Raw genomic sequence first — 11,183 nt, forward strand, 5'->3', positions numbered from 1 at the left:
AGGCGCTGGGCCTGCGGCACATCCGAACAAGGCCCTACACCCCCAGGACCAACGGCAAGGCCGAACGCTTCATCCAGACCGCCCTGCGCGAGTGGGCCTACGCCCAAAAATACCAGAGCTCGGCTCAACGCGCCGCCGAGCTGCCGTTCTGGCTCCATCGATACAACTGGCATCGACCCCACGGCGGCATCAAACTACAAACGCCCATCAGCAGACTCGCCCTCGCCGAGGACAACCTGTTGAGGCTCCACATCTAGGCGGCCGCCGCTTCGGGAGGCGCGGGGGCGAGGACGCGCCGGATGGCGTCGAGCAGCAGGTCCGGCTGGATCGGCTTCTGGGCCACCCCGTTCATGCCGGCCGCGAGGTATTCCGCCTCGTCGCGCGAATCGGCGTTGGCGGTGAGGGCCAGGATGGGGACGCGGGCGGCCGGGCCGGCCAGGCCCCGGATGGCCCGGGTGGCCTCGACCCCGTCCATGACCGGCATCTTGATGTCCATCAGCACGAGGTCGAACGGCGTCGCCTGCATCCGCTCGACCGCCTCGCGTCCGTTTTCCGCCGCCTCATGAGAGCAGCCGAACAGCTCCAGCACCTTGCCGGCGACGAAGCGGTTGGTGGGATTGTCGTCGACGACCAGGACGTGAAGGGTCTCGTGCGGCGTGGGATCGCTCATCCGCGCCGCCTCCTCCAGCACCGCGGCGTCGGCGAGCGGCAGGTGCAGGACCACGGTGAAGCGCGCGCCCCCGAGCGGGCCCCGCCCGACCGAAATCTCGCCGGCCATCCGCTCGACGATCTGCCGGCAGATGGCCAGGCCCAGCCCGGCCCCGGCCCCCTCGCGCCCGGCGCCGCCGGTGTTGAACGGCTCGAACACGGCCTCGGCCGCGTCGTCGGCGACGCCCGGCCCGCTGTCGTCCACGGTGATCGTCAGGGCGGCGGCGCCGTCGACGGCGCGGGAGCGGAGGCGCACCTCGACGGCCCCTGAAGGCGTGAATTTGATGGCGTTGCCGATCAGGTTGCTGAGCAGCTGCTTGAGCCGCGTTTCATCCGCGACGACGCAATCGGCGCCCTCGGCCTCGCAGGCCACGGTCAGGGCCAGAGCCTTCTCCCCGGCCCGGGGACTCCACAGGGCGAGCAGGTCGTCGGCCAGGCCGTCCAGCCGGACCGGCGCGGTCTCGAAGGCCATCAGCCCCGCCTCGGCCCGGGACATGTCGAGGGCGTCGGTGAGCAGGCGCAGCAGGCTGCGCCCGGAGTCGAGGATGGTCCGCACATAGGGGCGCAGGGCCTCCTGGGTGAGTTCGCGCTCCATCAGGGCGGCGACGCCGAGCACGCCGTTCAGGGGCGTGCGGATCTCGTGGCTCATCACCGCGAGAAATTCGGACTTGGCCCGGCTGGAGGTGCGCGCCTCCCGCTCGGCGTTGGCGAAGTCGCGGGCCAGGGCGCTCATGGCCTCGGCCCGGCGGCGGTGCACGGCGCTGCCGGCCTGCAGCAGGTGGACCCCGGCGCCGACCCCGGCATAGCGGCCGTCGGCGGTGACGACGAAGCCGTTGAGCAGGGCCCCCAGGCTGGCGGCGTCGACGGTGTCGAACAGGGTCTCGGCGTCCGCGGCGGCGTCCAGCACGCGCGGGTTCGGGTCCATGAAGCTGGAGGCCGGACGGCGGGCGTAGAGGGCGCGACCGAATTCGGCGGCCATCCTGAGCGTGAAGGCGTTGCGCTCGACCAGTCCGACCGGCCGTCCGTCGGCGTCGACCACGGCGATCGCCAGGGTGTCCGGCTCCTGCTCGAAGCGTTCGACGATCTGGGCTCCGGGCGTCTCCGGCGACACCGGCGCCGCCTTGCTCGCGAAATCCCCGACCCTGGCCATCTGCTGTAATCCCCGACGTGTCGCGGCGACCTAGCGGGGGCGGCCTTAACGGCAGCTTTTCCGTTTGTGAATTTTCCGAGAGAGTCTTTTGAAAATCAATCCGTAGCCGGATCGGAAAGACGGGCCAGCAGATCCGCCGCGAAAACCGACAGGGTGTCGTCCCGCGCGCCCATGACGACGATGCGGTCGCCGGGGCGGGCCAGCTCCAGCAGGCGCTCGCCGCAGGCTTCGCGGCTGGGCGGGGCCTCGGCGCGGCGGCCGGCGGCGCGGATCCCCGCGGCGATGTCCCCGCTGCCGACGCTGCGGTCGGTGGTCCCGCCATGGTAGACCGGCTCGGGCATCAGCAGGACGTCGTCCGGGCGCAACAGGCCGGCGAAGCCGTCGATGAACTCGTCCTTCATCAGCCGCAGCGGGCCGAAGCCGTGCGGCTGGAACAGGATCAGCAGCCGGCCCTCGAAGGCGTGCAGGGTCTTCAGGGTGGCGGCGATCTTGTCCGGGTTGTGGGCGAAGTCGTCGATGACGGTGACGCCGTTCGTGGTCCCGACCACCTCCATGCGGCGGCGGATGCCCGAGAAGGTCTCGAGCGCGGCGACGGCCTGGTCCAGCGGCACGCCGACGGCGCGCACCGCGCCGAGCGCGGCGAGGGCGTTGGCGATATTGTGGGCCCCGGGGGCCTGCAGCCGGACGGCGCGCCGGGCGTCGGTCGCCCGGTCGGACAGCACGAAGCGGACGCCGTCGGGCAGAAGTTCGAGGTCGTGGGCGGCGAGGTCGGCGGAGTCCTCGCCGAGGGCGAAGGTGACCACGGCGTCGCCGCACCCGGCCTCGACCAGGCCCTGGGCCAGGGCGGCGGTCTCGGGATTGTCGAGATTGAGCACGGCGGTGCGGGCGCGGCCGATGAAGCCGCCGAACAGGTCGCGCAGCTCCTCCATCGACTTGTGGTCCAGCGAGATGTTGGAGACCACGGCCACGGTCGGGTCGTAGCGGGCGATGGAGCCGTCGGACTCGTCGACCTCCGAGACGAACAGGTCGGGCCCGCCGATCAGGGCGCTGGCGAACGGATGGTCGGCGTCGGCGAAATTCCGCATCACCGCGCCGTTCATCACCGTCGGCGCGCGGCCGGCCCGGTGCAGGATCCAGGCGATCATGCCGGTGATGGTCGACTTGCCGCTGGTGCCGGCCACGCCGATCGAGACCGGGGCGGCGTTGAAGATCCGGCTGAGCAGCTCCGGCCGGGTGACGATGCGGGCGCCGGCGCGCTTCGCGGCGCCGAGGTCGGGCACGGTCGCCTCGATCGCTCCGGTGGCGACGACGATCTGGTCCGGGCGGGCGACGCCGGAACCGTCCTGCGGGTGCAGGGTGACGCCGTGGGCTTCGAGCCAGGCGAATTTCTCCGGGGTGCGGCCCTGGTCGCGGGAGCGGTCCGAGCCCTCGATGCGGTTCCCCTGCGCCTGCACGATCATGGCCAGCGGCAGCATGCCCGAGCCGCCGATGCCGCAGAAGAAATAGTCGTCGTTCGCCATCAGGCGTGACTAGGCGGGTTCACGGCGGCGGGGAAGAGGGTGGATGGGTGACGGCTTCCAGAAGCCGGTGCGGCCCCCTAAGCTGGACGGCAGGAGGAGCCCTCACCGATGACGCCGTCGCCAAGTCCGTCGATAACCACCCGAGTGCTCGACATCGTGTTCGGAAAGCACGGGACACCTGAGGAACAGGAGCTGGCGAAGGCGGCCCGCCCGCCTCGGAATGTTCAGATGCCTTATGACATCCTGTACGGCTTCTCAGTTTGCTTGGTGCTGGTCATGTTCCTTTGGAGCTATGGTTGGCTACCGTTCGTGGAGTCGCGGATCAGTAAGACGTGGTTCTCGCTAGCTCTCGGTTTCAACATCCTGCTCAGGTTCGCTTGGGAGGAGATCATCAAGCGTTACAAGCGCCGTGCGAAAGCCCGCTTGGCCGAGTCTTCAGGATCGTCAGCACCGTGAAGATCGGCATCGTCAACGCCAGTTCGCGCTTCAGCCGGGAGCGGGCCGACGCCGTGCATGCGTGGTTCGCGGCGAACGTGCCGGACGGGTCGGCCAAGGTGGTCTTCCACCCGGCCAGTTTCGGCAAGCACGGGCATTTCGGCGGCGACGACGCCAGCCGGGCGGCGGCCTTCGTCGACTACGCCAACGATCCGCGGCTGGACGCGGTGTGGTTCGCGCGGGGCGGCTACGGCTCGTGCCGGATCGCCGAGGCGGTGCTGCCGCGGCTGACCGATGTGGCGCGCAGGAAGCGGTATCTGGGCTATTCGGACGCGGGAACGCTGCTGGCCGGGCTCTACAAGGCGGGCTTCCCGCACGTGGCGCACGGGCCGATGGCCTCGGATGCGGTGCGCCATGACGCGACGGCCTGGCGGGCGTTGAACTGGCTGAAGCGCGGCGACCCGGCGTCGTGGGAGCCGTCGCTGCACGAGGACCCGCGCCCGGCGGCCGCCTTCAACCTGAGCATTCTCGACGCCCTCGTCGGGACGGCGCTGGAGCCGGACCTGGGCGGCCATGTGCTGATGCTGGAGGAGGTGTCGGAGCCGCTGTACCGGGTCGACCGGATGATGTTCCACCTGACCGGCCAGGCCTCGATCCGGCGGGTGGCGGGCATCCGGCTGGGGCGGGTGTCGGATGTCGTCGAGAACGATCCGGACTTCGGCCTGACCCCGGAGGAGATCGTCCGCTACTGGTGCCAGAGGTCCGGCATCGCCTATCTCGGGGCGGCCGACATCGGCCATGACCGCGACAACCGGGTCGTGCCGTTCGGCCCGCGATAGGGCGCGGCGGCGGCGACGCTGGCGCGGCGGCCCCCGGCGGGCCATGTTCGCGGCCATGAACCGCCGCAACCTGCTGATCCGCGCCGCAGGACTGGCCGCCGTCGTCGGCGGGGCCTGGTGGGCGCGCGAGACCCTGTTCTGGCCCGCGCCCGATCTGGCCTTCGGCCCGGACGGGGCGACGCCGTGGCTGCCCTATGCGCGGCGGGCCAATGTGCCGACGGTGAAGGCCCGGGTCGAGGGACGGGAGGTCATCGCCCTGATCGACACCGGGGCGCAGTATTCGGTCATCGACCGCCGGCTGGTCGAGGCCCTGCCGCCGCAGCGCCGGTCGCTGTTCGACATGCCGCTGGTCGCCTATGGCGTCGGCGGCGGCAGCCAGATGGGCCGGGGCGCCACGGTCGAGGTGACCCTGCCGGGGCTGAGGGTCGACAGGCTCCGGGCGGCCATCCTCGACCTCGGGCCGCTGGCCTCGCCGGCCGGCCTGAACACGCCGCTGATCCTCGGCCGGGACGTGCTGGAGCATGCCGTGCTGGCGCTCGACCCACAGCGCCGGCATGTGCGGCTGATCGCCCGGGAGGCGTTCGTGAAGCCGCCGGATCTGGCCCCGGCCGAGGTCCGCGGCTCGGGCGGCGGCCTGGTCGCGCAAGTCACGGTCGAGGGAGCCGCCGTGGACGCCGTGATCGACACCGGCGCCTCGTCCCTGCTGGCGCTGGACCAGGCCACCGCCGGGGCCGCCGGCCTGCTGGACGGACGGCCGCGGGACAGCGGGACCAGCCTGGTGCTGGGCGGGGCGATGCGGGCCGCGGTCGTCGAGGCCCGGACCGTGACCTTCGCCGGCCACCTCTACCGGCGCGTCCAGGTCGGCGTCTTCGAGCAGCCGCCCCTGCCCAATTTCCCCGGGGCCCTGGTCGGCATGGAGGCGTTCGCCGCCCGCCGCGCCGCCATCGACCTGGGCGCGGGCGCCCTGCTGGTGTCGCAGCCGCTGGACCTGACCGTGGGCTGAGGCTCAGAGCCTCGAGAAGGTGTCGCAGACGGCCGGGTCGCCGGACTGGTAGCCGCGGCGCAGCCATTCGACCCGCTGGGCGGACGAGCCGTGGGTGAAGCCCTCGGGCACGATCCGGCCGCCCTGGCGCCGCTGCAGGGTGTCGTCGCCGATGGCCGAGGCGGTGCGCAGGCCCTCCTCGAGATCGCCCGGCTCCAGCGCCACGGCCCCGTTGGAGACCGCGGCGGCGTTGGCGGCCCAGACGCCGGCGTAGCAGTCGGCCTGAAGCTCCAGCGCCACGGAGTAGCGGTTGGCCTCGGCCCGGCTGGAGGCGGCCTGCTGGGCCCGCTGGACCTGCTGCGACGCGCCGGTCAGGGTCTGGACGTGATGGCCGTATTCGTGGGCGATGACATAGGCGCGGGCGAAGTCGGCCGCCGAGGCCCCGAGCTGGCTCTCCATCTGCCGCCAGAACGACAGGTCCAGGTACACATGGCGGTCGGCGGGGCAGTAGAACGGCCCCATGGCGGCCTGGCCGAAGCCGCAGCCGGTCGAGGCGCCCTGCTCATAGAGGGTGACGGTCGGCGGCTGATAGCCCCGCAGCCGGGTCTTCCAGACGTCGTCGACATTGGTTCCGATCACGTCGACGAAGGCCCCGGCCTGATCCTCCGGACTGCCCCGCCTTCCCTGTTCGGCGCTGCCGACGCCGCCGAACTGGCTGGCCAGCTGGGTGGTGGTCTGCGGATCGAGGCCGAAGACGAAATAGCCGATCGCCGCCAGCACCAGGGCGCCGACGCCGCCGCCGGCCAGGCCCGCGCCGCCGAGGCCCCGGCGGTCATCGATGTTGCCGCCGCGTCGTCCGCCCTGCCAGCGCATGTCTGCGTCCCTCGTTCCGTGATGCAAGCCAGGCAGGAACGCGGCGGCCGGCGAAGGGATGCAGCAGGGCAGGGGTTCAGCGGGCTGGAGTCGGGTGTCGGCGAGGATGAAGGCGGCGGGCTCGGCGATCGGCGTCGGCCGCAGCCTTTACCGGACCGCGCCGGCGGCTATCCGCGACCGCGGCCCGAGGAAGCCGAGCCGGCGCAGGTCCTCGATCGAGGCGGCCGCGGAGGTGTGGTGGATGAAGACGCCGCCCTCCTTCTCCCACAGGTGGCGGAATTTGTCGTTGTCGTCGACCAGGGCGTCGCCCGGGTGGCAATGCTCGCGCTTGAGGGCGGCGGAGGTGGTGATGACCTCGACGCCGGGGAAGTGCCGGGCCGCCCAGCGGCGCTTTTGCGGCTCGGCCCAGGCCCCGCGCGGCAGGCCGGTCAGGATGACGGGATCGCGGTGGCGGACGGCCTCGTACAGCGCCATGGCGTCGGGCAGCAGGTCGAGGGTGTCGAAGAAGCCGGGCGTGGCCGCCAGGCGGGCCCAGAAGGTCTTGAGGCCGAAACGCTGTTCGAACCGGCGCGGCGGCAGGCCCAGCACCGCGGTCGCGCCCTTGTCGAAGTCGGCCAGCACGCCGTCGCAGTCGAGGTAGATGCGCGGCTCCGGCCTCGGTGGGCGGGTCATGCGGATCAGCGCGGATACGGTCGGGCGGCGTCCCCGCCGGCCCCGCTCGCGGTCCTCAGAACCTGCAGATAGCCCGGGGCGACCTCCATCCGCCCGCCCTGCGGGCGGGCGCGCACCGCCCGGTGCAGGGCCGGCAGCTTCCAGCAGGGGACGTGCATGAACAGGTGGTGCTCGGCGTGGAAATTGACCCAGTAGGGGGCGATGAAGGCGCGCTCCCACCAGGCGGCGCGGGTGGTGCGGGCGGCGCGGAAGGCGTCGTCGGCCGAGCCCTCGACGCAGGCGTGTTCGGCGATGTTGCGCAGGCGGGTCACCATCGGGAACCAGGTCGCCATCGGCAGCAGCCACAGCACGAAGAACGCCCACCAGGCCCCGGCCAGGACGGCGGCGCCCAGCAGTCCGGCGTTGACCAGCAGGAAGGAGGCGACGCTGCGCCCGGTGACCACGGCGCCCTCGGCCATGTCCCCGTCGCGCCGCGATGCGAAGGCCCTGAACAGGAACAGCACGCGCTGCTTGAAGAAGGTCTGGCCGGTCAGGTCGCGGACGATCTTGCGGCGCAACGAGGCGCGGCTGACCGGGAAGGGGGCGGACAGGATCAGGTCCGGGTCCTCGGCCTGCTGGGCGTATTTGTGGTGGCTGAGATGATAGGGCCGGTAGAGGCCCAGCGACGCCCCGACCGGGACGGCGCACAGCCAGTGGCCGAGGGCGTCGTTCAGGCGGGGGTTCGGCGACAGGCCGCCGTGGGCCGCCTCGTGCATCAGTATGGCCAGGCCCAGCTGGCGCGTGCCGATGACCGCGACGCACAGCGGGATCAGCACGGGCCACAGCACGCCGGCGGCGGCGGCCAGCAGGATCACGCCCCAGCAGTGCAGCACCAGCAGCGGGCCGATCCAGCCGGAGCGCGCCTGGAACGGCGCCCATTCCTCGGGGGTGAACAGGTCGGCCGGGCGGACGCGGGGAGCGGCGGGCATGGGGCGCAGGATACGCTCGGGCGCGGTCGGGGAAAAGGCGCCGGCCGGGTCTGGCGGCATGTGATGATTACCTGACGAAACGTCAGGCTAACCTGACATCAGGCCAGGAGGGCCATCATGCTGGCGGTCACCAATTGCGGACACCGTCCGCCGCCGCGGGGCGGTCACCGCCCGGGCCCCGCCGGGGCGGGGGCTTGGACGGGGGTCGGGGCGGGGGTGACGTCCCCGGTCCTGGCCGGCCGGCCGCCGAACTCGCCGGCGTAGGCCGTGGCCAGCAGGGACCGGAAGGAGGTGGCCGGGACGGCGATCTCATAGCCGCCCTCGGCGTAGGGCCCGGCCTGGTAGGGGCCGATCAGGAAGGTCAGGCCGGCGGCCTTGCCGGGCGCGTCGCCGGGCGTCAGCACGAAGGCGGTGGCGGCGGCGCGCGGGCACGAGAAGGGCTTGCTGTCGAAGGTGATCGACGGGCCGTCGGGGACGCGGGCCCGCTTGGCCGCGTTCAGGGCCGAGCACAGGGCCTGGTCGAGGGCGGCCAGGTCGGCCCCCTTGCGGAACAGGTCGGCCAGGCCGAGCTGGCGCTTGAGCGCCTTGTCCCAGAGGACGCCGCTGGTCAGGGTGTTGGCCTGGGGGCCGCCGGTCTCGAACGAGGTGCGCTTCAGGCTGAACAATTTGCCGGTCTCGGCGGCGGCGGCGAAGGTGACGGTGTTGCCGAATTTGGGCTGGTTCGGGTCGGCGCCGGCCTCGGTGCGGTCGCTCTGGGCCCCCTCGGCGAACTGGCGCAGCTTGCGCACCTCCTCGGCGTAGAGGCGGGCGTGCAGGTCGGGGTGGGCCTTCAGCTCACCGGGCAGGATCAGCCTGACCTCGGCCCAGGGGGTCTTCTCGTCGAACCCGGACGGGGCCGCGGCGTCGGCGGGCGTGACCAGGGCGTCCGGGTCGGCCCGCGCCGCCGGGGCCGGCGCCTCGGGCTCGCGGTCGCGGTCGCGGCTGCAGGCGGCCAGGGTCGCGGCCGCCGCGGCGGCCAGGAGCAGGAGACGCCCCCGGGTCGGGCGCGGGGATGACGATGGGCGGGTCATGCGGGTGTCCTTCAAAGCGGAAGCTGAACCGAGCCGAGAATGATGGCGAGAAACAGGATGAGGCCGGCGTCGCGATTGGACCGGAACAGCCGCAGCGCCAGGGCCGGGTCGCCGGCGCGGACCTCGCGGACCTGCCGCAGCAGGTGGACGGCCCAGGCCAGCAGGACGAGGTGGAACAGCGGCCCGAGGCCGGCGGCCGCGCCGGCGGCGGCGGTCAGGATCACGCTCAGGAGGTAGAAGCCGCCGACGCCGCGGCGGACGTGGGGGCCGAGGCGGCGGGCCGAGGACTTCACCCCGACCAGGGCGTCGTCCTCGAGGTCCTGCAGGGCGTAGATGGTGTCGTAGCCGAGGGTCCAGAAGACGCCGCCGAGGTAGAGGAGGAGGGCGGGGAGGGCGAGGTGGCCCTGCGGGTCCGCAGCCCGGCCCACGGCCTGCCACTCGCCGGTCGCCACGAGCGACTGGCCATAGGCCCACAACAGGAAGGGCAGTCCGCCGGCGGCCGCCGCATATCCCATCAGGGCGCCCCAGTTGAAGGTCAGGCCGAGCCAGGCCTGGGGCCACCAGGTGATCCGTTTCATGAAGGGGTAGGCGGCGACGAGGGCGAGGGAGGCGACGCCGAGCAGGACGGCAGCGAGGTTCAGGGTCAGCAGGATCAGCAGGCTGAGCAGGCTGCAGCCGATCACGAAGGCCCAGGCCCGTTTCACCGAAATGCGGCCGGAGGGGATCGGCCGCAGGGCGGTGCGGGCCACCCGGGCGTCGATGTCCCGGTCGACGATGTCGTTGAAGGCGCAGCCGGCGGCGCGCATCAGACCGGCCCCGATCGCGAAGCCGAGGAACAGCCACAGATCGTAGGGGTCGGGCGGCCGGCGCTGCTGCCCCAGCGCCAGGGCGACGCCCTGCCAGCCCGGCAGCAGCAGCAGCCATATGCCGATCGGCCGGTCGAAGCGGCCCAGTCTCAGCCAGGGCTTGAGGCCCTCCGGCGCATGGCGGTCCACCCAGTTCGATCCGGCGTCGGGCAGGGGGGCGGAGCTCATACGGCGGTTGTAGGCGGTCCGGGGGCGGGGGTGAAGAGACGGCGGCGCCGACCGCTCCCCCTCGCGCAGCAAGGTCGCCGCCGGCCGGTCCCGCCCTTGCGGGCGCCGGGCGGCGGGGCCTATCTAGGGCCCATGAAAGACCTCAACGCCCTCATGCAGCAGGCCCAGGCGATGCAGCAGAAGCTGCAGGAGGCCCAGGCCAAGATGGCCGAAACCACCGCCTCGGGCAGTTCCGGGGGCGGGCTCGTGGCCGTCGACCTGAAGGGTCCCGGCGAGGTCACCTCGGTCCGGATCGACGACAGCCTGATGGTCCCGGGCGAGACCGAGATTCTCGCCGACCTGATCGTCGCCGCCCACGCCGACGCCAAGCGCAAGCTCGACGAGGCCAATTCCGCCCTGATGCGCGAGGCCGCCGGTCCCATGGCCGGGATGAACATCCCCGGCATGCCCAAGCTGTTCTGATTGGCCGCCTCCGCCGGACCCGAGATCGAACGTCTGATCGGCCTTCTGGCCCGGCTGCCCGGCCTCGGCCCGCGCTCGGCCCGCCGCGCCGCCCTGGCCCTGCTGAAGCGTCGCGAACAGCTGCTGGTCCCGCTGGCCGCGTCCCTGGCCGAGACGGCGGCGAAGGTCGTCTCCTGCTCGGTCTGCGGCGCGCCGGACACCCGCGACCCCTGCTCGATCTGCTCGGACCCGTCGCGCGACAACGGCCTGATCTGCGTGGTCGAGGAGGCCGGGGCCCTGTGGGCCATGGAGCGCTCCGGCGCCTTCCGCGGCAAATACCATGTGCTCGGCGGCCTGCTCTCGGCCCTCGACGGCGTCGGCCCCGACGCGCTCAGGGTCGCCGAACTGGTCGGCCGGGTGCGCGGCGGCGAGGCCCGGGAGGTGGTGCTGGCCCTGCCCGCCACCGTCGACGGCCAGACCACCGCCCACTA

Annotated in this window: 13 protein-coding genes; 6 read left to right on the plus strand and 7 right to left on the minus strand. The window is 72.5% G+C overall.

What is annotated here, in order from left to right; all coding sequences use genetic code 11:
• The coding region (locus Q0588_RS03815) for an integrase core domain-containing protein (RefSeq protein WP_298743926.1) at window positions 1-257 on the plus strand (257 nt) is incomplete at its 5' end.
• Here the strand turns inward: Q0588_RS03815 and Q0588_RS03820 are convergent.
• Both Q0588_RS03820 and Q0588_RS03825 read right to left on the minus strand, forming a co-directional pair.
• Window positions 254-1,858, minus strand: a complete 1,605-nt coding sequence (locus Q0588_RS03820) for an ATP-binding protein (RefSeq protein WP_298743928.1) — start codon at window positions 1,856-1,858, stop codon at window positions 254-256. The genes Q0588_RS03815 and Q0588_RS03820 overlap by 4 nt on opposite strands.
• Window positions 1,859-1,953: 95 nt before the next feature.
• Window positions 1,954-3,378, minus strand: coding sequence for a Mur ligase family protein (locus Q0588_RS03825; RefSeq protein WP_298743930.1), 1,425 nt, complete (start codon window positions 3,376-3,378; stop codon window positions 1,954-1,956).
• A gap of 144 nt (window positions 3,379-3,522) precedes the next feature.
• Between Q0588_RS03825 and Q0588_RS03830 the strand changes: the two genes are divergently transcribed.
• From Q0588_RS03830 to Q0588_RS03840, 3 genes are read left to right on the plus strand one after another with little or no spacing between them, the layout of a single operon-like run.
• Entirely contained in the window at window positions 3,523-3,834 is a 312-nt protein-coding gene (locus tag Q0588_RS03830; RefSeq protein ID WP_298743933.1) for a hypothetical protein, read from the plus strand.
• Window positions 3,831-4,652, plus strand: a complete 822-nt coding sequence (locus tag Q0588_RS03835) for an LD-carboxypeptidase (protein WP_298743935.1) — start codon at window positions 3,831-3,833, stop codon at window positions 4,650-4,652. Before Q0588_RS03830 ends, Q0588_RS03835 begins: the two co-directional genes overlap by 4 nt.
• Window positions 4,653-4,707: 55 nt before the next feature.
• Window positions 4,708-5,655, plus strand: a complete 948-nt coding sequence (locus Q0588_RS03840; protein ID WP_298743936.1) for a pepsin/retropepsin-like aspartic protease family protein — start codon at window positions 4,708-4,710, stop codon at window positions 5,653-5,655.
• A gap of 3 nt (window positions 5,656-5,658) precedes the next feature.
• Here the strand turns inward: Q0588_RS03840 and Q0588_RS03845 are convergent, their stop codons facing one another.
• The 5 genes from Q0588_RS03845 to Q0588_RS03865 form a co-directional block, all read right to left on the minus strand.
• Entirely contained in the window at window positions 5,659-6,507 is an 849-nt protein-coding gene (locus Q0588_RS03845) for a neutral zinc metallopeptidase (protein ID WP_298743938.1), read from the minus strand.
• Window positions 6,508-6,654: 147 nt separating this feature from the next.
• The gene (locus tag Q0588_RS03850; RefSeq protein ID WP_298743940.1) at window positions 6,655-7,179 is read right to left on the minus strand and encodes a hypothetical protein; all 525 of its coding nucleotides are present in this window, start codon (window positions 7,177-7,179) and stop codon (window positions 6,655-6,657) included.
• A 5-nt stretch (window positions 7,180-7,184) separates the two neighbouring features.
• Window positions 7,185-8,207, minus strand: a complete 1,023-nt coding sequence (locus Q0588_RS03855) for a fatty acid desaturase family protein (protein WP_366872577.1) — start codon at window positions 8,205-8,207, stop codon at window positions 7,185-7,187.
• 104 nt (window positions 8,208-8,311) lie between these two features.
• A complete protein-coding gene (locus tag Q0588_RS03860; RefSeq protein ID WP_298743942.1) occupies window positions 8,312-9,217 on the minus strand; it encodes an RsiV family protein in 906 nt (301 codons plus the stop codon).
• Between the two features lie 11 nt (window positions 9,218-9,228).
• Window positions 9,229-10,251 carry a UbiA family prenyltransferase gene (locus Q0588_RS03865; RefSeq protein WP_298743944.1) on the minus strand — a complete coding sequence of 341 codons (1,023 nt, stop codon included), beginning with the start codon at window positions 10,249-10,251 and terminating at the stop codon, window positions 9,229-9,231.
• Between the two features lie 132 nt (window positions 10,252-10,383).
• Here Q0588_RS03865 and Q0588_RS03870 point away from each other — a divergent pair, with 132 nt between their 5' ends.
• Window positions 10,384-10,713 (plus strand): YbaB/EbfC family nucleoid-associated protein, encoded by a 330-nt coding sequence (locus tag Q0588_RS03870; RefSeq protein ID WP_298743946.1) that lies wholly within the window; start codon window positions 10,384-10,386, stop codon window positions 10,711-10,713.
• A partial coding sequence (locus Q0588_RS03875; RefSeq protein ID WP_298743947.1) for a toprim domain-containing protein occupies window positions 10,714-11,183 on the plus strand: 470 nt, incomplete at its 3' end.

Source organism: uncultured Brevundimonas sp., assembly GCF_937870815.1.
Lineage (GTDB): Bacteria > Pseudomonadota > Alphaproteobacteria > Caulobacterales > Caulobacteraceae > Brevundimonas.